Annotated in this window: 21 protein-coding genes and 1 pseudogene; 14 read left to right on the top strand and 8 right to left on the bottom strand. The window is 30.9% G+C overall.

Annotated features, from left to right (window positions below; genetic code table 11):
• Positions 1-41 precede the first annotated feature (41 nt).
• The 10 genes and pseudogenes from AC0L4B_RS08525 to AC0L4B_RS08480 all read left to right on the top strand — a co-directional run bounded on the left by AC0L4B_RS08525 (position 42) and on the right by AC0L4B_RS08480 (position 11,234).
• A pseudogene (locus tag AC0L4B_RS08525) lies at positions 42-550 on the top strand (Fur family transcriptional regulator).
• Positions 510-1,781: an adenylosuccinate synthase gene (locus AC0L4B_RS08520; protein ID WP_289045011.1), complete on the top strand. Its 1,272-nt coding sequence runs from the start codon at positions 510-512 to the stop codon at positions 1,779-1,781. Before AC0L4B_RS08525 ends, AC0L4B_RS08520 begins: the two are co-directional and overlap by 41 nt.
• Positions 1,782-1,908: 127 nt before the next feature.
• Positions 1,909-3,687 carry an OstA-like protein gene (locus AC0L4B_RS08515; protein WP_473436547.1) on the top strand — a complete coding sequence of 593 codons (1,779 nt, stop codon included), beginning with the start codon at positions 1,909-1,911 and terminating at the stop codon, positions 3,685-3,687.
• 12 nt (positions 3,688-3,699) lie between these two features.
• Positions 3,700-4,893 carry an aspartate aminotransferase family protein gene (locus AC0L4B_RS08510; protein WP_473436546.1) on the top strand — a complete coding sequence of 398 codons (1,194 nt, stop codon included), beginning with the start codon at positions 3,700-3,702 and terminating at the stop codon, positions 4,891-4,893.
• Positions 4,894-5,028: 135 nt separating this feature from the next.
• Entirely contained in the window at positions 5,029-6,417 is a 1,389-nt protein-coding gene (locus AC0L4B_RS08505; RefSeq protein WP_473436545.1) for a tetratricopeptide repeat protein, read from the top strand.
• Between the two features lie 52 nt (positions 6,418-6,469).
• On the top strand, positions 6,470-7,483 hold the full coding sequence (locus AC0L4B_RS08500) for a DUF368 domain-containing protein (RefSeq protein WP_473436544.1): 1,014 nt from the start codon (positions 6,470-6,472) through the stop codon (positions 7,481-7,483).
• The gene (locus tag AC0L4B_RS08495; RefSeq protein ID WP_473436543.1) at positions 7,484-8,503 is read left to right on the top strand and encodes a DUF368 domain-containing protein; all 1,020 of its coding nucleotides are present in this window, start codon (positions 7,484-7,486) and stop codon (positions 8,501-8,503) included.
• The gene (locus tag AC0L4B_RS08490; protein WP_473436542.1) at positions 8,496-9,233 is read left to right on the top strand and encodes a shikimate dehydrogenase family protein; all 738 of its coding nucleotides are present in this window, start codon (positions 8,496-8,498) and stop codon (positions 9,231-9,233) included. Before AC0L4B_RS08495 ends, AC0L4B_RS08490 begins: the two co-directional genes overlap by 8 nt.
• Positions 9,234-9,333: 100 nt before the next feature.
• Positions 9,334-9,684 (top strand): hypothetical protein, encoded by a 351-nt coding sequence (locus tag AC0L4B_RS08485; RefSeq protein ID WP_473436541.1) that lies wholly within the window; start codon positions 9,334-9,336, stop codon positions 9,682-9,684.
• A 41-nt stretch (positions 9,685-9,725) separates the two neighbouring features.
• The gene (locus AC0L4B_RS08480) at positions 9,726-11,234 is read left to right on the top strand and encodes a DUF349 domain-containing protein (RefSeq protein WP_473436540.1); all 1,509 of its coding nucleotides are present in this window, start codon (positions 9,726-9,728) and stop codon (positions 11,232-11,234) included.
• 364 nt (positions 11,235-11,598) lie between these two features.
• Here AC0L4B_RS08480 and AC0L4B_RS08475 read toward each other — a convergent pair whose 3' ends face one another.
• The 5 genes from AC0L4B_RS08475 to ruvX all read right to left on the bottom strand — a co-directional run bounded on the left by AC0L4B_RS08475 (position 11,599) and on the right by ruvX (position 14,539).
• Complete coding sequence (locus tag AC0L4B_RS08475; RefSeq protein WP_473436539.1) at positions 11,599-12,141, bottom strand: hypothetical protein; 543 nt, start codon at positions 12,139-12,141, stop codon at positions 11,599-11,601.
• Positions 12,117-12,890, bottom strand: coding sequence for a nucleoside triphosphate pyrophosphohydrolase (gene mazG / locus AC0L4B_RS08470; protein ID WP_473436538.1), 774 nt, complete (start codon positions 12,888-12,890; stop codon positions 12,117-12,119). The genes AC0L4B_RS08475 and mazG overlap by 25 nt, the downstream gene beginning before the upstream one ends.
• 106 nt (positions 12,891-12,996) lie before the next feature.
• Complete coding sequence (locus AC0L4B_RS08465) at positions 12,997-13,422, bottom strand: DUF5606 family protein (protein ID WP_473436537.1); 426 nt, start codon at positions 13,420-13,422, stop codon at positions 12,997-12,999.
• 105 nt (positions 13,423-13,527) lie between these two features.
• Positions 13,528-14,121: a peptide deformylase gene (gene def, locus AC0L4B_RS08460; protein ID WP_473436536.1), complete on the bottom strand. Its 594-nt coding sequence runs from the start codon at positions 14,119-14,121 to the stop codon at positions 13,528-13,530.
• 7 nt (positions 14,122-14,128) lie between these two features.
• The gene (gene ruvX / locus AC0L4B_RS08455; RefSeq protein ID WP_473436535.1) at positions 14,129-14,539 is read right to left on the bottom strand and encodes a Holliday junction resolvase RuvX; all 411 of its coding nucleotides are present in this window, start codon (positions 14,537-14,539) and stop codon (positions 14,129-14,131) included.
• A gap of 102 nt (positions 14,540-14,641) precedes the next feature.
• On the opposite strand from ruvX, the gene AC0L4B_RS08450 reads away from it, so the two are divergent.
• Positions 14,642-15,457 carry a 2,3,4,5-tetrahydropyridine-2,6-dicarboxylate N-succinyltransferase gene (locus AC0L4B_RS08450; protein WP_473436534.1) on the top strand — a complete coding sequence of 272 codons (816 nt, stop codon included), beginning with the start codon at positions 14,642-14,644 and terminating at the stop codon, positions 15,455-15,457.
• A gap of 67 nt (positions 15,458-15,524) precedes the next feature.
• Here AC0L4B_RS08450 and AC0L4B_RS08445 read toward each other — a convergent pair whose 3' ends face one another.
• The gene (locus AC0L4B_RS08445) at positions 15,525-16,100 is read right to left on the bottom strand and encodes a lipopolysaccharide kinase InaA family protein (protein WP_473439421.1); all 576 of its coding nucleotides are present in this window, start codon (positions 16,098-16,100) and stop codon (positions 15,525-15,527) included.
• Positions 16,101-16,417: 317 nt separating this feature from the next.
• Between AC0L4B_RS08445 and AC0L4B_RS08440 the strand changes: the two genes are divergently transcribed.
• Together AC0L4B_RS08440 and AC0L4B_RS08435 are read left to right on the top strand one after the other, a co-directional pair.
• Positions 16,418-16,870 carry a glycosyltransferase family 9 protein gene (locus tag AC0L4B_RS08440; protein ID WP_473436533.1) on the top strand — a complete coding sequence of 151 codons (453 nt, stop codon included), beginning with the start codon at positions 16,418-16,420 and terminating at the stop codon, positions 16,868-16,870.
• Positions 16,846-17,496 carry a glycosyltransferase family 9 protein gene (locus tag AC0L4B_RS08435; RefSeq protein WP_473436532.1) on the top strand — a complete coding sequence of 217 codons (651 nt, stop codon included), beginning with the start codon at positions 16,846-16,848 and terminating at the stop codon, positions 17,494-17,496. The genes AC0L4B_RS08440 and AC0L4B_RS08435 overlap by 25 nt, the downstream gene beginning before the upstream one ends.
• On the opposite strand, the gene AC0L4B_RS08430 is transcribed toward AC0L4B_RS08435, so the two are convergent.
• A complete protein-coding gene (locus AC0L4B_RS08430; RefSeq protein ID WP_473436531.1) occupies positions 17,493-18,314 on the bottom strand; it encodes a glycosyltransferase family 2 protein in 822 nt (273 codons plus the stop codon). The genes AC0L4B_RS08435 and AC0L4B_RS08430 overlap by 4 nt on opposite strands.
• Before the next feature lie 44 nt (positions 18,315-18,358).
• Here AC0L4B_RS08430 and AC0L4B_RS08425 point away from each other — a divergent pair, with 44 nt between their 5' ends.
• Positions 18,359-19,096 (top strand): glycosyltransferase family 2 protein, encoded by a 738-nt coding sequence (locus AC0L4B_RS08425; protein ID WP_473436530.1) that lies wholly within the window; start codon positions 18,359-18,361, stop codon positions 19,094-19,096.
• A 215-nt stretch (positions 19,097-19,311) separates the two neighbouring features.
• Here the strand turns inward: AC0L4B_RS08425 and AC0L4B_RS08420 are convergent, their stop codons facing one another.
• Complete coding sequence (locus tag AC0L4B_RS08420) at positions 19,312-20,031, bottom strand: polysaccharide deacetylase family protein (RefSeq protein WP_473436529.1); 720 nt, start codon at positions 20,029-20,031, stop codon at positions 19,312-19,314.
• Positions 20,032-20,107: the final 76 nt, after the last annotated feature.

Genomic DNA, 20,107 nt, shown 5'->3' with positions numbered 1-20,107 from the left:
GAGTTTAACCTCAAAAAAAGATGTAAATTTGCGTGGTATTTATGAGTGGAAAAACAGATATAAAAAATCAAGAGATAGTAAAAAACGTCTTCACCTCTTTTTTAGAAGACAATGGTCATAGAAAAACACCAGAACGCTACGCTATACTTCAAGAAATCTATTCAAATTCAGAGCATTTTGATATAGAGTCTTTATATGACAATATGAAGAAAAAAAGTATCGTGTTAGTCGTGCTACGCTATATAATACCATTGAGTTACTATTAGATTGCGGATTGGTAAGAAAACATCAATTTGGCAAAAATCAAGCACATTACGAAAAATCTTATTTTGACAAGCAACATGACCATGTCATATTGCAAGATACAGGAGAAGTTATTGAGTTTTGTGATCCTAGAATTCAAGCAATTAAAAAAACAATAGAAGAAGTTTTTGATATCGAAATATCAAAACACTCATTATACTTTTACGGTAACCGAAAAAAAATAATAACAACACAACTAATTAAAAATGGCAGTAGATTTACTACTTGGTTTACAATGGGGAGATGAAGGCAAAGGAAAAATTGTCGATGTATTAACCTCTAAATACAATATTATAGCACGTTTTCAAGGTGGTCCAAATGCAGGACATACATTGGTTTTTAACGGTAAAAAACACGTGTTACACACTATTCCTTCAGGAATTTTTCATGACGAAGCAACAAATCTTGTTGGAAACGGAGTGGTTATTGATCCTGTGATTTTTAAAAAAGAATTAGATAAGCTTGAAGAACAAGATGTTGATTACAGAAAATCGCTTCTTATTTCGCGTAAAGCTCACATTATTTTACCAACGCATCGCCTATTAGATGCTGCTAGCGAAACAGCTAAAGGTAAAGCAAAAATTGGATCTACTTTAAAAGGTATTGGACCAACTTACATGGACAAAACTGGTCGTAACGGTTTACGTGTAGGTGATTTAGAGTTAGACACTTGGAAAGATAAATATCGTGCATTAGCAGACAAGCATGAGTCTATGATTGACTTTTATAACGTAGATATCCAATACAATTTAAAAGAATTAGAAACTGAATTTTTTGAAGCTGTAAAAGTTTTAAAATCTTTAAAATTTATTGACTCAGAAGAATACATTTACCAAGCTCAAAAATCTGGACAATCAATCTTAGCAGAAGGCGCACAAGGTTCACTATTAGATATTGATTTTGGAACGTATCCATTTGTAACGTCTAGTAACACAACTGCAGCAGGAGCTTGTACTGGTTTAGGTGTTGCACCAAACAAAATCGGTGAAGTATTTGGTATTTTTAAAGCATACACAACACGTGTAGGATCTGGACCTTTCCCAACAGAATTATTTGATATTGATGGAGAAACTATGGCTAAAGTTGGTCATGAGTTTGGAGCAACAACAGGACGTCCAAGACGTTGTGGTTGGTTAGATTTAGTAGCTCTTAAATATGCTTGTCAAGTCAATGGTGTGACTCAATTAATGATGATGAAAGCAGATGTTTTATCTGGTTTTAAAACATTAAAAGTTGCAACTGGTTACAAGTATAAAGGCGAAACTATTACACATTTACCTTATAATATCGAACCAGAAAATGTAGAACCTATTTATTCTGATTTTAAAGGTTGGTCTGAAGATTTAACAGAAATGTCTGAAGCTTCAACATTACCGTCAGAACTTAATGACTACATTGACTTCTTAGAAAAAGAATTAGAAATTCCTATTACAATAGTATCTGTTGGACCAGACAGAAAACAAACTATTTTTAGATAATTATATATCTAGTATCATAATACAAACCTGCTATTCAATATAATAGCAGGTTTTTTCATCTTAAATAAATATTAATACATAATAGTAAGTCTATTAAATCGTTATTTTTGTGATAAACACGTATATCTTGAAATTTAATACATACTCAACCATTATTTTAATTGCTTTGTTATTCTCACAGTTAGGTATAGCGCAAGAAAAACACATATTAATTAAAGACTCAGGAGCTTTTGGAGATATTGACGAAGTTAACCATCCTGGAGCTAGTATATTAACACGAAGTGACCAAGGACAAGTACACATCTACCATGATGGTATTGATATGTTTTGCGATAAAGCTATTTTTTATGGTAAAGAGGATTTTGTCGAGGCCTATGGAAATGTAAACATGAAACAAGGTGACACTATTAATTTGACCTCTAAATATGTTGAATATTCTGGTAAAACCCAATTAGCTTTTGCTAGTGGTGACGTTGTATTAACAGACCCTCAATCTACAATAACTACAGATACTTTATATTTTAATAGAACAAATCAAGAATCATACTACAGAACTGGAGGAAAAGTAGTCAGAGATTCTTCTGGAACTATCACAAGTCGCATTGGTCGTTACTATATGAACCAAAAAAAATATCGTTTTGTAGATAGCGTAAAACTAGTTAACCCAGATTATCAACTTGATACTAAAACTTTAGATTATTATTCGGACAATGGTCATGCATACATGTATGGACCATCAACCATTGTTGGAGATAGCAGTAAAATATATAGCGAACGTGGCTTTTACAATACCACTAATGACACTGGTTATTTTGTAAGAAAATCAAGAATAGATTATGATAATCGGGTTATTGAAGGTGACAGTTTATACTTTGACAGAAATAAAAACTTTGCATCAGCAACAAATAACATTGTAGTTACAGACACAATAAACAGCAGTATTATCAAGGGACATTATGCAGAAGTGTATCGAGCAAAAGACTCTGTGTATATTACCAAACGTGCTTTAGCCATTACAATTCAAGAAACGGATAGTATTTATATGCACGCAGATACATTAATGGTTACAGGAAAACCAGACCATCGTATTACTAGAGGCTATTATAATGGTAAAGTTTACAAATCAGATATTAGTGCTAAGGCAGATTCAATACATGCAGATCACAAGACAGGATTAACACAGCTAATTAATTTAAAACGATTAAATAAAGGTGATGCCTTTTCAGTTGCCAGAAAACCAATACTTTGGAATCTAGATAATCAAATGACTGGTGATACTATTCATTTAAAATCAAATCCAAAAACCGAGAAATTAGATTCGCTAATCGTCTTTAACAATGCCTTTTTAATTAGTAAAGACACGATTAGTGAAGATGGATACAACCAAATTTCAGGTAAAGTATTAATTGGCCTTTTTGATGACAATAATGACATTAAACAAGTCGATATTTTAAAAAATGCAGAATCCATCAACTATAGTCGAAATGATGATAACGAATTAATTGGTATTGAAAAATCTAAATCTGCTGATATACTTATTTTATTTGAAGAAAAAGAAGTTATAGAGTTAAGGAAAATTACACAATTTGAAGGTAAATTATACACAGAGGAAGATTTACCAATAAATGCAAGAAAACTAAGAGGCTTTGATTGGCGTGACGATGAAAGACCAAAATCAATCGAAGACTTGTTTAAAGACGATCCTCCGCTTAATTTACCAACCATAAAAGGTTTAGAACCTTATAAAGCTGATGAAGAGTTTTTTGGAGACGCATTACTTGATCGTGTAAATAAAGCAGATCAAGAAGCGGAAGATAAAAAATTAAATAAAAAAGATGAAGCTCCAAAAGCTTCAAGAACTATCCCTAAGAAATTTTTAAAGCCTTTAATAGCACCTAAAAAATAAGAATAAATTCATTTGAAATCAGATTTTTTAAAATACCAAGCTCAAACATCACCTTATCCTTTGGCGCTAGAAATTTCTCATGCTAAAGGGAGTTATATTTACGATACAAACCAAAAAGAGTATTTAGATTTTGTTGCAGGTGTATCAGCTTGTACTTTAGGTCATAGTCATCCTAAGGTCATTGAAGCCATAAAAAACCAAGCCGATAAATATTTACATGTTATGGTTTATGGCGAGTACGCACAGCAACCCGCTGTACAACTTTGCCAATTCATGGCTCAGCATTTACCAAACCCGTTGGAAGCCACATATTTGGTCAATTCTGGGACAGAAGCTATTGAAGGTGCTATCAAATTAGCACGTCGTGTCACAGGTCGTAGTCAAATAATTGCTGCGCACAATGCCTACCATGGTAACACGATGGGATCACTAAGTTTGATGGATTTTGAAGAGCGTAAAGCGCCTTTTAGACCTCTATTACCAGACATTAGTCATATCACCTTTAATTACGAACCTCACTTTAAACACATTACACAAAAAACAGCTGCTGTAATTGTTGAAACTATTCAAGGAGGTGCAGGCTTTATCGAACCTACAAATGATTATTTAGTAAAACTTAAAACTAGATGTCATGACGTTGGAGCGCTTTTAATTTTAGACGAAATACAACCAGGAATTGGACGTACAGGTAAACTCTTTGGTTTTCAAAATTATAACGTAATACCAGACATAGTTGTCACAGGTAAAGGTCTTGGTGGTGGACTTCCAATTGGTGCTTTTACCGCTTCTAAGGCTCACATGGACACATTACAAGACAGTCCAAAACTAGGTCACATTACTACATTTGGTGGTAATCCATTAATAGCTGCTTCGGCTTTAGCAACATTAAAACAAGTTGTAAATAGTGACTTAATGTCAGAAGCACTAAATAAAGAACAACTAATAAAAAAACACCTTAAACATCCTTTAATTACTAGTATTAGAGGTCGTGGTCTTATGCTAGCTGCAATAACAACTTCTGCGGACATCACTAATCAAGTCATCTTAGAAGCTCAAAACCAAGGTTTAATACTATTTTGGTTACTTTTTGAGCCTAAAGCAATTAGGATAACACCTCCTTTAACTATAACTAATGAAGAGCTTATCAAAGGTTGTGGCATCATAATTGACCTACTAAATAAAATAAGTGATCAAAATAAAAGTTAAGTCACTACAAATCATCCAAAAACACATTTAAACCTACAATTGTTGATTACTTTGTTAAAAACAAAAAACATTTTTAACTCATATAAAGTAATAGAACAGTACATTTATTACACTAGAAATACCTAAACAGTGCCTATGGAGTTTAGTCAAGAAGAACCATATAAAGTATCGCTTAAAAAATTTGAATCCATGTTAAAAACAAACAATGTCTTGTTTTTTGATTCAGGCGAATTTGAAAATATAATACACCACTACCTTAATCAAGGTAAAGTTTCATTAGCAAAAAAAGCTATTAAATTAGGTTTAGATCAACACCCAACATCTACAAACCTTAAATTGTTTCAAGTTGAAATTTACGTTTTTGAAAACAAGCTTAAAGAAGCCGATCAGCTTTTAGATGCTTTGTACATTTTAGAACCTTCAAACGAAGAAATATATATTCAAAAGGCAAATATATTATCCAAAGAAGATAAGCATGAAGCTGCTATTAAGGTTTTAAAAACAGCTTTAGATTTAGCTGAAGAAACCTCAGAACTTCATTCTTTAATAGGAATGGAATACTTATTTTTAGATAACTTTCAAGAGGCAAAACAAAGTTTTATGCGTTGTTTAGCAGAAGATTCTGAAGATTATTCTTCTTTACACAATGTGATGTATTGTTTTGATTTTTTAAATGAAAACACTGAGGCTATTAAATTTTTAAACGAATATTTGGACAAAAATCCATATTCAGAAGTTGGTTGGCATCAATTAGGAAAGCAATATTATGCAATTAAAGAATACACAAAATCATTAAGTGCTTTTGACTTTGCTATAATATCAGACGACCGTTTTGTTGGTGCATATCTTGAAAAAGGTAAAGTTTTAGAAAAATTAAAACGTTATAATGAAGCTATTGAAAATTATGCATTAACCCTAGAGTTAGACGACCCAACATCTTTTGCTTTATTACGCTTAGGTTGTTGTCATGAAAAACTAGGACAAGATGATTTAGCTAAACAATACTATTACAAAACGGTAAAAGAAGATCCTTTACTGGACAAAGGGTGGATTGCTATTACCAAGTTTTACAACAAACAAAAAAACTATCAAAAAGCTTTATATTATATTAATAAAGCGATCAATATAGATAGTGAAAACGTTGTGTACTGGAAGCTTTTTGCTCAAATAAACCATAGATTAAATTATCTTGAAGAAGCTGAAAGAGGATACAAACGTGCTTTAGAATTAGGAAATTATGAGTTACATTCTTGGTTACAAAGAACCGATATTTTATTACAATTAGGTGAAGCTGAAGCTGCAAGTCTAAACTTGATTCAGGCAGCCGAGTTTTATCCTGAAGAATCTGAAATAGAGTTTAGATTAGCAGGTATATATTATAGTATTCTAGAAACCGAAAAAGGAAGTTACCATCTAAAAAATGCATGGACCATAAATCCTGAAAACATAATAATTATAGAAGAGTTATTTCCGACAATTTATCAGTCTTTAACCTTTAAAAAAGCATTAAATAAGCTTCAATAATCCAAATTAAAACGATTTTTACATACCTTTGGTTAGTAACAAAAATCAAATTATGCAAAGACGGTTAAAAGATTATCTTTTAATAAGTTTAAAAGGTATGGCAATGGGAGCTGCTGATGCAGTTCCAGGTGTTTCTGGAGGAACAATAGCTTTTATTTCAGGTATATATGAAGAGTTAATTGCTACAATTAGTGGTGTAAATTTATCATTGTTTAAAACCCTTAAATCTGAAGGGTTTTCTGCTTTCTGGAAACAACTAAATGGTAATTTCCTCCTAGCTTTATTAACTGGAATAATAATTAGCTTTGTGTCTTTCATGCGTTTGGCTAAATATTTACTAGAGCATCATCCGGTCTTAATTTGGTCATTCTTTTTCGGATTAATTATTGCTAGCATTCTATTTATTGGTAAACAAATAACCAAATGGTCCGTTCTAACAATAGTAGCTTTAATAATTGGTGCTGCAACTGCGTTTTATTTGACTAGCTTACCGTCCCTAGCCAGTAATACAAGTTCTTATTTTTTATTGGTTGCTGGTGCAATTGCTATTTGTGCAATGATTTTACCTGGTATTTCGGGTAGTTTTATATTAGTAATTTTAGGCGCTTACAAAACTTTAAGTGATGCCTTTCATGATTTTGACATCAAAAAAATAGCTTTATTTGGTACAGGTGCAGTTATTGGACTTTTAAGTTTCAGTCACGTTTTAAAATGGTTATTTAAAAATTATCACAACACGACTTTAGCTATATTAACAGGTTTTATTTTAGGCTCATTAAATAAAGTTTGGCCTTGGAAAAAAACAGTTTCGGTAATGGTTGAAGAGACTGGTAAAGTCATTCCGTTTAATACCCTTACGGACTTTAGTACACTTTCGTTTTATCAAAAAACGACTAACGATTTTGAAACCTATAAAACCGTTTTAGAGCAAAGTGTTTCACCATTAAAATACAGCGAAATAAACAATTACTTAGCACAACCGCAAACAACAATTGCAATTGAGCTAATGATTGCTGGATTTTTAACTATTTTTATTCTTGAAAAAGTAGGGAACAAAGCTAAATAAATGGAAAACTTAACAACCTTTAAAGATAAATTATTCCTTATTTTAAAAGGAATAGGTATGGGAGCAGCCAATAAAGTTCCTGGTGTATCTGGAGGTGTCGTTGCTTTTGTCGCTGGTTTTTATGAAGAGTTTATCCAATCCTTACAAAAAGTAAACGGAACTGCTTTAAAACTTTTGTTTAAAGGAGAGTTTAAATTATTTTACCAATATATAAATGGTCGTTTTTTAAGCTTACTTTTTCTAGGGATGATTATTAGCTATTTTAGTATTTCAAAACTATTAGACTACTTAATCACACATTACCACCTTTATGTTTGGAGCGTCTTTTTTGGTATGATAATAGGATCCATCTATTATATCAGTAAAGATTTTAAAGACTGGAAAACTACAACTTATATTGCACTAATTATAGGTACTGCAATTGGTGTTAGTATTAGTTTTTTAGATCCTGCAACACAAAACGATAATCTATTATTTGTGTTTTTCTGTGGTATAATTAGTGTTTCAGGTATGACGTTACCTGGTTTTTCGGGTTCATTTATTTTGATATTATTGGGCAATTATGTTTTACTATTGGTAGACTCGGTCAATGCTTTATACGATACAGTTTCAGATATCTTGATTGGAGATTTTAGTTTTACTACCAATATAGAGCGCATCAGGATGCTAAAAGTTTTGGCAGTATTTACATTAGGTTCTGTAGTAGGTCTAGTTACATTTTCTCATGTTTTAAATTATATTTTAAAGCATTATAAAAGTGTAACATTAGCTTCAATCATTGGGTTTATAATAGGCTCTTTAGGTGTTGTTTGGCCTTTCAAACAAACTGTTTACAAAATGTCAGAAAACAATACTTTTATTTTAGACTCTAAAGGTCATAAAATAGTAGAAAATTATCATCGCTATTTACCAGAGCTTAATACACAAACCTACCTTGCTATTTTTTATACCATAATGGGAATAGCAATAGTATTAGCATTAGAAATTTATGGAAATAAAACATCTCAATCACATGCGTAAATACGGACTAATTGGTAAGGATATCTCCTACTCTTTTTCGCAAAACTATTTTACAATAAAATTTAAAGACGAAGAAATCACAGACACGTCTTACCAAAATTTTGATATTCAAGATATAGAAGCTTTCAAAACTGATATCCTGAAAACGGATAATTTATCAGGATTAAATGTCACTATTCCTTATAAAGAAAGCATAATACCTTTTTTAGATAAACTAGATAAAAAAGCAAAAAAAATAGGAGCTGTCAACACTATTAAATTCACAAAAAAAGGACAACTTAAAGGTTACAATACAGATATTTACGGATTTAAAAAAACAATAAAACCTCATTTAAAAAAACGTCATAAACAAGCATTAATACTTGGTACAGGAGGTGCCAGTAAGGCAATTGCATTTGTTTTAGACCAATTAAAAATAGACTACCGTTTTGTATCACGTAAAGCTTCAAAAAAAGCAGCTTTTACATATGACACACTAACTGAAGAAGATATTAAAAACCATAAACTAATTATTAATTGTTCTCCTGTTGGGACGTTTCCAGATGTTAATGAAGCGCCTAAAATTCCGTATAACGGGATTTCTTCTAAACACATTTTGTTTGATTTAATATATAATCCATCAGAAACTGTGTTTCTTAAAAACGGAAAAAATAAAGGCGCAACAACCATAAACGGTTATGATATGCTGGTTTTTCAAGCTGAAAAGTCATGGAAAATCTGGAATAAATAATTAAAAACCAAGAGTAAACCCTTAAAATATTGGTAGTTTTTGAAGTAGTTATTATCTTTAAAAGCTGAAATACATAAAAACAAATTAAAACATTTATAAAATGTCAGAGCTAGATAACCTGCAAAACGCAGATGGAACGGAAAAAAATATTGAAAACGTACAACCTGAGACACCTCAAGAAACGACTTCTGTAACAGAAGAAAATGATGAAGTGTTAAATGAAATTGACGATTCTAATGCTGAAGATGCAGAAGATGAAGGAAACAGTGAGCGTCATAACATTGAAGACAAGGACTACGAGTCGCTTAACCTTGAGCAATTAGTTATAGAAATTGAACGTTTAGTTAAAAACGAAAAAGTTCAAGCCATAAAAAAACATGTGGATGCTATCAAAACAGAATTTGACAAGCAATTCAATCAACTGTTAGACGAAAAAAAGAAGAGTTTTTAAGTAATGGTGGTAACGAGATTGATTTTAGATACAACTCACCATTGCAACGTAGCTTTAAAGATAGCTATAAAGACTTTAGACAACGTTTGAATGCGCATTACAAAAATATCGAGCAAAACCACAAACAAAATCTGACTAATAGATTAGAGATTATTGAGGCTATCAAAGCACTAACAGAAGATGCAGAAGACTCAATGAATACTAAATACAAAAAATTTAAAGAACTTCAAGAACAGTGGAAAGTGGCTGGTCCAATACCACGTGACAAATACAACAATGCATGGAATAGCTACCATTTTAATGTTGAACGTTTTTATGATTTACTTCATTTAGACAGAGATTTACGTGATAAAGATTTTGCACATAATTTAGAATTAAAAACTAAAATTATTGAGCAAGCTGAAGCATTAGCTAATGACGAAAATACTAACAGAGCTTTTAGAGAACTTCAAAATTTACACAAAATTTGGAAGGAAGAATTAGGTCCTGTTGCTAGAGAACATAGAGAACCAATTTGGGATCGCTTTAAAGAAGCTACAAAAAAAATAAATGCTAAACGTCAAGACTATTTTAAAAATCTTGATAAAATTTATGAGCAAAATTTAATTAACAAGCAGGCTATAATTACTTTAATTGAAGAAAAGGCTAACGAAAACATTACTAATCATGGTGGATGGCAAAATAAAATTAAAGAAATTGAAGCTTTAAGAGAAGAGTTTTTTAAAGCAGGAAAAGTACCAATTAAAGTTAACGAAGCGACTTGGGCAAGCTTTAAAGACGCTGTTAGAGGATTTAACAGAAAGAAAAACGATTTTTATAAAAGCTTGAAAAAGGATCAATATGATAACCTTGAAAAAAAGCTAGCATTAATTAAAATAGCTGAAGAAAATAAAGACAGTGAAGATTTTCAAGCGACAACCCAATTAATGAAAAAAATCCAAGGAGACTGGAAGCGTATTGGCCATGTCCCAAGGAAGGATAGTGACAAAATTTGGAAGCAATTTAAAAGTGCTTGTAACCATTACTTTGATCGTATTAAAGAACAACGCAATGCTGCTAGTGCTGAAGAAGAAGTTGCTTATACTCAAAAAGAAACACTATTAGCAGAAGTTAAAAATTTAGCTTTAACAGGAGAACAGAAAACAGATTTAGCAACTATTAAAGAACAAATCAATAGTTGGAAAACAATTGGTCGAGTACCACGTAATAAACGTCAAATTGAAAGTGATTTTAATGATGCTTTAGATGGATTATTTAAATCTTTAGATTTAAATAAAACTGAAGCTGAATTAATAAAATTTGAAAATAAGTTAGACCAATTGACTTCTGGTGACGACACTAAGGCACTTGATAACGAGCGTTTTTACATTCAAAAAAAAGTAGATGAAATTAAAGGTGAAATTAATCAATTAGAAAATAACCTTCAGTTTTTCTCTAACGTAAAATCTGACAATCCTTTAGTTAAAGATGTACATAAAAACATTAAAAAGCATAAAGACAGCTTAGTTTTATGGACTACAAAACTTAAAAAGATAAAAAGTTTATATTAAATAGTAATCACTAATAATAAAAAAGCCTGCTAGAAAAATCTAGCAGGCTTTTTTATGGTACAATCTATTTAATAAATAGTCTAAAAAACCAAAACCTACTTCTAAAAGAAGTAGGTTTTTGGATCCTAACTAAACTAACCAATTATTTCTCTTCGCTTACAAGAAATAATATATGTAATGACATTATAAGTGATGTATGCTATTAATCAACTATTACTTTTAAAAAAGCTTGTGTCATTTGTTATATATACGACGCAATTATAGTTTTGGATTACGAAAAATAAAAAAAAACACTTTTTTTTATTTTTATTCAAAAAACGCTCTGTTCATAAGGCTTTGGAAAGAGATAATAATTTAAAAGAAATTATCTATCTCCAAAAAAAGTAGACGTATTTGAAAATCCTTTAATAGATTTTCTAATTACTGTTTTTTGGCTTCCTCCCAAAAAAGTAGACGTATTTGAAAATCCTTTAATAAATTTTCTAACTACTGTTTTTTGGCTTCCTCCCAAAAAAGTAGACGTATTTGAAAATCCTTTAATAGATTTTCTAACTACTGTTTTTTGGCTTCCTCCCAAAAAAGTAGACGTATTTGAAAATCCTTTAATAGATTTTCTAACTACTGTTTTTTGGCTTCCTCCCAAAAAAGTAGACATATTTGAAAATCCTTTAATAGATTTTCTAACTACTGTTTTTTGGCTTCCTCCCAAAAAAGTAGACGTATTTGAAAATCCTTTAATAGATTTTCTAACTACTGTTTTTTGGCTTCCTCCCAAAAAAGTAGACGTATTTGAAAATCCTTTAATAGATTTTCTAACTACTGTTTTTTGGCTTCCTCCCAAAAAAGTAGACGTATTTGAAAATCCTTTAATAGATTTTCTAACTACTGTTTTTTGGCTTCCTCCCAAAAAACATCCATTTCACCCAAAGTCATGTCTTTTAGATCTTTGTTTATTGCTTTAGCTTGAGCCTCTAAATACTGAAAACGTTTTTTAAACTTTTTGTTAGTGCGTTCTAAAGCATTTTCTGGATTAATATTTAAAAACCTAGCGTAATTTACCATAGAAAATAAAACGTCTCCAAACTCGTCTTCCATAGCATCAGTATCACCTTTGTCAACCTCAACTTTAAATTCATTAAGCTCTTCCTCTACTTTTTCCCAAACTTGTTCAGGTTTTTTCCAATCAAAACCAACTCCTGCTACTTTTTCCTGAATACGACTTGCTTTAACTAGAGCTGGCAGACTATTAGGTACACCTTCAAGCACACTTGTTTTACCTTCTTTTAATTTTAAATTTTCCCAATTACGCTTTACATCTTCTTCATTTTCGACTTTTACATCTCCATAAATATGTGGATGTCTATGGATAAGTTTTTCGCAGATACTATTACATACGTCTGCAATATCAAAAGCGTTTTTCTCGCTACCTATTTTGGCGTAAAACACCATATGAAGCATTAAGTCTCCTACTTCTTTTTTAACCTCTTCTAAATCGTTATCTAAAATAGCATCACCAAGCTCATAAGTTTCTTCAATGGTTAAATGACGTAAGGTTTCCATGGTTTGCTTTTTATCCCAAGGACATTGTGCTCTTAACTCGTCCATAATAGTTAGTAAACGGTCAAATGCTTTAAGTTGATCTGCTCTAGAATTCATTTTAAAAAAGGTTTTTGTAAAAATACGATGATTGTTTGTACTTAAAAAACTAAACAAAAAAATCCAGCGTATGCTGGATTTTTAATATTAAATAAGTATCTAAATACTATTCTTCTTCATCTGTTGCTACTGCTTTATCAGCTTCTTCAAAGTTTAACATGTCATTTTTATGTAACATATTATACCATTGTATCACTTTTTTGATGTCACTTGCATACACACGATCTTCATCATAATCAGGTAATACATCAAAGAAATATTCTTCTAACTTGTCCTTAGACTCTTTATGACTAATACTAGTTTCAGCTCCATTTTCTTTGTCTTTAATTTTATTAAAAACCTCTTTTAATGGCACTTCCTCTGATAGAGTATAAATTGCTATTTCGCTTAAAATACTAACGTTTTGTTGTATCCCTACAGACATGCGTCTGTTGTCTATTAAAGATTCGGCAATAAAACCACCTCTAGTTTGAGTTACTAATTTATATAATCCTGGTTTACCTGCTATTGCTAATACTTTATCTAAAGCCATATATTGTTTTTATTGTTATTATCCGTTTTTAAGTTTGCTCTGGTTAAAACAGAGTTAAAAAATAGGATGGCAAATATCTTATGTTAGTTTGGGTTTTCCAAACGTTTAACGTTTCTTTTTCATTAATGGAAACTTCATACGATAATCTACATTAATTTTTCCTTTTGAAATGTTGGTTAATTTACCCTTAATTAATCGCTTTTTTAAGGCAGATAAATGATCTGTAAACAGAATCCCTTCGATATGATCATACTCATGCTGAAAAACTCTTGCAGCTAAACCATCTAATTCCATGGTTTGTTTATTAAAATCTTCATCATAATATTCGATTTTAATATTAGGTTTTCTAAATACATCTTCTCTAACATCAGGAATACTTAAACAACCTTCGTTAAAAACCCACTCATCACCAGTTTCTTCTAAAATCACAGGATTAATAAATGTATGTTTAAAGTTTTTTAAAAACTTTATTTGATCTGCATCAAGATTCTCTTCGTCATCTGCAAAAGGGGTTGCATCAACAATAAACAAACGGATTGACAATCCAATTTGAGGCGCTGCTAATCCTACTCCAAACGAGCCATACATAGTCTCGTACATGTTGGCTATTAGTTCTTTTAATTTAGGATAGTCCTCAGGAATATCTTTTGCTTTTCTTTTTAAAACGGGATCGCCATAAGCGACTATTGGTAATATCATACTATTATTATTGATTGTAAAGGTAGCTTTGTAAAATTATGGTTGCACTAACCTCATCTAAAAGCGCTTTATTTTGTCTTTGTTTTTTCTTTAACCCACTATCTATTAGTGTTTGTGTTGCCATTTTAGAGGTAAATCGCTCATCCACACGTTTTATTGGCACGTTTGGAAAGGCTTTTTCTAGTTTAACTAAAAACGGAATGATTAACGCTTCGCTTTCTGAAGGTGTATTATTCATTTGTTTTGGTTCTCCTACTAGAAACAGCTCTACAACTTCTTTATTTAAATATTCTTTTAAATAAGACAATAACTCTTTGGTGTTAACTGTAGTTAAACCAGATGCAATAATTTGCAGTTCATCGGTCACTGCTAATCCTGTTCTTACTTTTCCGTAATCTATTGCTAAAATGCGAGCCATGTTAAATTTTGTACAAATTTATAGTTTTCTAGTCTTAACACCTTAAATATTGTGCCATATTTTAATTTTTACGAATTATATTTGTGTCAAATAAAAATTGACATGACAGAATTACAAAAAACTATAGAAAGTGCTTGGGATAACCGAGAGCTTTTAACCGAAACAAAAACCATTGAAGCTATAAGAGAAGTTGTTAACCTTTTAGATTTAGGAAAACTACGTGTAGCTGAACCAACAAATGATGGATGGCAAGTTAACGAATGGGTAAAAAAAGCAGTTGTTTTATACTTCCCAATTCAAAAAATGGAAACATTAGAAGCTGGTATTTTTGAATATCACGACAAAATACCACTAAAAACGGGTTACAAAGAAAAAGGAATTAGAGTGGTACCTAACGCAGTTGCACGTCATGGTGCTTATATATCAGCAGGAACTATTTTAATGCCAAGTTACGTTAACATTGGTGCGTATGTAGACGAAGGAACTATGGTTGACACTTGGGCTACTGTTGGTAGTTGCGCACAGATTGGTAAAAATGTACACTTATCTGGTGGTGTTGGTATTGGTGGTGTATTAGAACCTTTACAAGCATCTCCTGTTATTATTGAAGATGGTGCTTTTATTGGATCACGTTGTATAGTTGTTGAAGGTGTTCACGTTGAAAAAGAAGCTGTTTTAGGTGCAAACGTTGTTTTAACTATGAGTACTAAAATTATTGACGTAACTGGTGATGAACCTGTAGAAATGAAAGGTCGCGTACCTGCAAGATCTGTAGTTATTCCTGGAAGTTATACTAAAAAGTTCGCTGCAGGAGAATTTCAAGTACCTTGTGCGTTAATAATTGGTAAACGTAAAGAGAGTACAAACAAGAAAACATCTTTAAATAATGCTTTAAGAGAATATGATGTAGCTGTTTAAATAACACAACATTATTAAATACAAAAAAGCCTCTAAATAACATTTTAGAGGCTTTTTAATTTATATATTATTTTTTAAACTGCATTTTCCTATCACTACGTCTTAGTTTTTTACTATTAATTTTTAGTTGAAATGCTCTACTATACTTCAACATTAAATCATGTGTTTCTTGATAAGACTTATTATAAAGTTTGGCATAAGTTTCAGCTAAAACTTTAATCATTGTTTTAGATAACCATAAGCGTCTAAAATTATGCATTCGCTTATCAAAAGTCATAGTTTCAAAACGCATTCTATTTAAATCTATTAAATAAAACTGATAACTACCATTATCTTTTGTAATTAATGTATTTCCTGGTGAATGATCCAAAAAATTAATATTGTTTTGATGTAGTTTAAACGTAAAATCAGCAAACTGTTGTAAAATTATTTCACGTTCAGGAAAACTTGGATTGTGTATTAACTCCCTAAACTCAAAGTCATAATCAATATGCTTACTAATATAATAACTAGTTTTCAATCCTGATACACTGCTGTTTTCTATATAAGCTATAGGAAAAGGTGTAGATATCGAACAGTTAATTAGCTTGTTAGCATACTCAAAAGATCGTTTTGCTTTGCTAGGACGTATATATTTATACACAAAACTATTAAAGGCATTAGGCACTTTAAAAGATTTGACATTTAGTTTTAATCCTTCAATCTCAAATGCTTTAATAACGTTACGTTGACCAATAGTTACTGCCTCTCCAGAGGTTTCAAACGCTGAAATAAGTTGTAATAACTGAGGCTTTAAATGTTGATATTTTGGATGACAGTGTATAATAATTGGCTATTTTAAGATTGTTCAAAGATATATTAAAGTAAATTTTAATAAAAGCCTATAAAATTATATTTTGCGCTAAAGCGGAAAAAAGGAAAATTCGCGTTAAAACTTTAGACTGAAAGAGGTCAGCATACATGAAAAAAATTCTTGTTATACAAAATAAACGTATTGGTGATGTATTAATAGCATCGGTAATTGCTCAGAATATGAAAACTATTTATCCAGATAGTCAAATAGATTATTTGGTATATGACTATACAACTGGTGTGATTAACAACCATCCAGCAATCGACAATATTATTGCTGTAAACGAAAAAGAATTAAAACAGTTTATGGTCATGAAACGTTTGATTAAACGTATAAAAAAGACCAATTATGATGTGATTTTTGATCCTTACACTAAGCTTCAAAGTCGATTGATATGTTATTTTTCTGGTGCAGACATGCGTATTGGATTTCAAAAAGAGGTAAAAACCCTTGGTTTAAATTTTACACACACACTGTACCTTTACTTGAAGAAAAAACACATATTAGTGGAAAAGCTATTCAGGATAGAATTAATATGTTTAATACCTTTTTTAAATTAGCAGAGGACAAAATAGATTATCAACCTCATATCGTTTTAACTGAATCTGAAAAACAATATGGTGCTTTAGAAAAATACAGTAAACCTGCTATAATGTTAGGTGTCCTAGGAAGTACACCTCAAAAATCGATGCCATATCAGTACATTGTATCTGTTATAGATTATATAACTTCTACTTATGATATCAATGTATTATTTAATTACGCTCCTGATCAAAAAGAAGATGCTTTAAGTATATACAACCAATGTCAGAATAAAGACAATATCATTATTGACCTTTACGAAGATAGCATTAGAGGTTTTATTACTTTAATGAACAAATGCAAGCTACTTGTTGGTAATGAAGGTGGTGTTGTACACATTGCAAAAGCATTAGATAAACCAACTTTTACAATTTTTTCTCCTTATGTTTTAAAAGAACATTGGGCTAGTTTTGAAGACGGCAAACAACATACATCCATACATTTACTAGAAGAAAAACCAAACTTATTTGATGAGTTTAGTGTTGAACAAAGACGTAAGATTGAAGAAAACCCACACGAATTATATCATATGTTAACACCAGAAATGATTTTAACAAAACTGGTTCCGTTTTTAGACTTTCATTTAAAAGCTTTTAAAAATTAAGCTTTTTTTACAATTCCGTAGTCAGTCCAAGCCTTTTTTTCGTTTTTAGTAACCTCTCTAATAGCTCTGTTTTTAGCTATAGAAGCTTCATTTTTGTAACCTCGTTTATGATCTAAATGAATACAAATTGCAGAATACCTAATCTGCTTACTTTGTATTCCCAAATTCATTAAACGCTCACCAAGCTCACGATCTTGGCCACCATATTGCATACGTTCATCCAAACCATTAACAGCAACAATGTCTTTTTTCCATCCTGAAGCATTGTGTCCATTCCAACTTGCATTGGTTGGTGTAATACCATTCAAAATTTTGGATTTTAAACCTTTAGCTGTTAACTTATTATTTTTAAAAGAGGATTTTAAGCCATTTTTTTTAAGCCATTTTAGGTTAAAACAATTGGCTTTGTAGATATCTTCTTTTGTGATTGCATGAGAAATATCCATAGGTAGCATAAAATAACCTCCAGATAAAAAATAACCAATCTCACGCTCTTTAACATGTACTTCTACAAAGTCTTGACGTGGTATACAGTCTCCATCAGACATGATAATATAATCTGATGTGCATTGTGTAATAGATTTATTTAAAATCTCAGATTTCTGAAATCCATTATCCTCATGCCAAACATGTATGATAGGATAAAAAACTTCTTCCTGTATTGTCTTTATTAAATCTATGGTCTCTTGTTTAGAACCATCATCTGCAATTACGATTTCAAAATTACGGTAAGTTTGGTTGTTATAACCATACAGTACTTTTGCTAACCATTCCGGAGAATTATAGGTGCTAATTATTATTGAAGTATCTATTTTCATTATAGCTACAAAGATAAAATTATTTTAGTAATTTTGGTTTTTATATGGACGCTATTACTGTAATTATACCTACTTATAACGAGGAAGCTTACTTAGAACAGGCAATACAATCTGTTGGGTTTGCCTCTCAAATTATTGTCGTTGACTCTAATAGCACAGACAATACTGTTGCTATTGCTAAAGAAATGGGTTGCGAAGTCTATTTGCGTGCATTTGATAATTTTTCTAATCAAAAAAATCACGCCTTACAATTTGCAAAAGGCGACTGGATTTTGTTTGTAGATGCAGATGAGCGTATTCCATATGCCTTACAACAAGAAATATTTGAAGCCATTAAAAGTAACAAACATGCTGGCTATAAGTTAAACTTTCCGCATTATTATATGAATCGTTTTTTATATCATCACAGTGATAATGTGACACGATTAGTAAAACGTAATAACTGTAAATTTGAAGGTCTGGTCCACGAAAAACTGATTATTGATGGTACTATTGGACAATTAAAAAATCCTGTACTACATTTCACCTATAAAGGATTACTACATTACATTAGCAAAAAAGATAGTTATGCGTGGTTTCAGGCAGAGCAAATGCTTAAAAAAGGTAAAAAGGCTACTTATTTTCATTTAGCATTCAAACCCTTCTATCGTTTTTTTAGTAGTTATATTTTAAGGCGTGGATTTATGGATGGTATTCCTGGATTAACTGTTGCAAGCGTTAATGCTTATGGCGTATTTTCAAGATATGTAAAACTGATGTTATTACAGAAAGGTATTAGGTAATGTTAGAACAATTAAAATCTATATACTTTTTTATTGCAATAGCGCAAATTATAATTGGATGCTATTTCGTCTTAATAGGCTTTAAAGTTATAAATCGATTTAAAAACAATCCTGAATTAGAACAAAAATGGTATCATAAATATCAAAGAACGTTTAAAACAGGAGGCTTTTTACTAATCCTTTTAGGCTCCTTTTCAATTCCTTTTTTAATATAATCAAAACCAGCTTTTTCCTTTTTTCAGCTTTCGCTGAAAGACTTTCATACTGTCATCACCTTTAATATCTAGACGTTGAATTTCGTAATGATTTTTGAACGGAAATTTATTGACTCTATTTCCTATTCGTAAACCATAAGCAATATTATTATCCTTTAAACATTTAAAAAAAGCATGTTGCTCCTCTCTTTTTTTGGGATACTTACCGTATGGGTATGCCAAAGTATTGTTGATATCCAACTTGTGTTTAATTATAAATGCTTTACATAAATCAAAATCTTTTTGAATTGCTTCAATTGATAATTTATCATAACGTTGATGTGCAAAACTATGTAAACCTAACTCAATATTATCGGCATTTAAACTTTGTAATTGTTGGACAGACATGATAGGCTCCTCACCTTCATCCCAAGTATTAACACCATTAACGTACTTAAACGGAATATAAAAACAAGCCTTTAAATTGTGTTTTACAAACAATGGATAAGCTAATTCTAATTGATTAACATACACATCATCAAATGTGATTATTACTGCTTTTTCTGGAAAATCCTTAGCAGAATTAAATTGCTGTAAATCTTTAAAATGTAAGGTTGTATAACCCTTAGTTTTTAGATATAGTAATTGTGTTTCTAACATTTTGACATCAATAGTCAACCCTTTACTCTCATTTGATTGAGTGGTTACACTATGATACATTAAAATGGGTAATTTTGGCACGTTGTTTTAATTTGAATACTCTGCACACAAATATATAAAGCCTAATGGTTATATTTGGCAAAAATCTGATTTTCTC

The sequence above is a fragment of the Olleya sp. NP1-10 genome (genome assembly GCF_055804415.1).
Note: the sequence above shows the minus strand (reverse complement) of the source record. Positions and strands in the feature narration are given on the sequence as shown.

What these genes read in the sequence shown, in the direction of transcription:
- AC0L4B_RS08520 (WP_289045011.1), top strand. Translation starts at nt 510, where the DNA reads ATGGCAGTAGATTTACTACTTGGTTTACAATGGGGAGATGAAGGCAAA.
- AC0L4B_RS08505 (WP_473436545.1), top strand. Translation starts at nt 5,029, where the DNA reads ATGGAGTTTAGTCAAGAAGAACCATATAAAGTATCGCTTAAAAAATTT.
- AC0L4B_RS08500 (WP_473436544.1), top strand. Translation starts at nt 6,470, where the DNA reads ATGCAAAGACGGTTAAAAGATTATCTTTTAATAAGTTTAAAAGGTATG.
- AC0L4B_RS08495 (WP_473436543.1), top strand. Translation starts at nt 7,484, where the DNA reads ATGGAAAACTTAACAACCTTTAAAGATAAATTATTCCTTATTTTAAAA.
- AC0L4B_RS08490 (WP_473436542.1), top strand. Translation starts at nt 8,496, where the DNA reads ATGCGTAAATACGGACTAATTGGTAAGGATATCTCCTACTCTTTTTCG.
- AC0L4B_RS08485 (WP_473436541.1), top strand. Translation starts at nt 9,334, where the DNA reads ATGTCAGAGCTAGATAACCTGCAAAACGCAGATGGAACGGAAAAAAAT.
- mazG (WP_473436538.1), bottom strand. Translation starts at nt 12,890, where the DNA reads ATGAATTCTAGAGCAGATCAACTTAAAGCATTTGACCGTTTACTAACT.
- AC0L4B_RS08465 (WP_473436537.1), bottom strand. Translation starts at nt 13,422, where the DNA reads ATGGCTTTAGATAAAGTATTAGCAATAGCAGGTAAACCAGGATTATAT.
- def (WP_473436536.1), bottom strand. Translation starts at nt 14,121, where the DNA reads ATGATATTACCAATAGTCGCTTATGGCGATCCCGTTTTAAAAAGAAAA.
- ruvX (WP_473436535.1), bottom strand. Translation starts at nt 14,539, where the DNA reads ATGGCTCGCATTTTAGCAATAGATTACGGAAAAGTAAGAACAGGATTA.
- AC0L4B_RS08450 (WP_473436534.1), top strand. Translation starts at nt 14,642, where the DNA reads ATGACAGAATTACAAAAAACTATAGAAAGTGCTTGGGATAACCGAGAG.
- AC0L4B_RS08440 (WP_473436533.1), top strand. Translation starts at nt 16,418, where the DNA reads ATGAAAAAAATTCTTGTTATACAAAATAAACGTATTGGTGATGTATTA.
- AC0L4B_RS08435 (WP_473436532.1), top strand. Translation starts at nt 16,846, where the DNA reads ATGTTTAATACCTTTTTTAAATTAGCAGAGGACAAAATAGATTATCAA.
- AC0L4B_RS08430 (WP_473436531.1), bottom strand. Translation starts at nt 18,314, where the DNA reads ATGAAAATAGATACTTCAATAATAATTAGCACCTATAATTCTCCGGAA.
- AC0L4B_RS08425 (WP_473436530.1), top strand. Translation starts at nt 18,359, where the DNA reads ATGGACGCTATTACTGTAATTATACCTACTTATAACGAGGAAGCTTAC.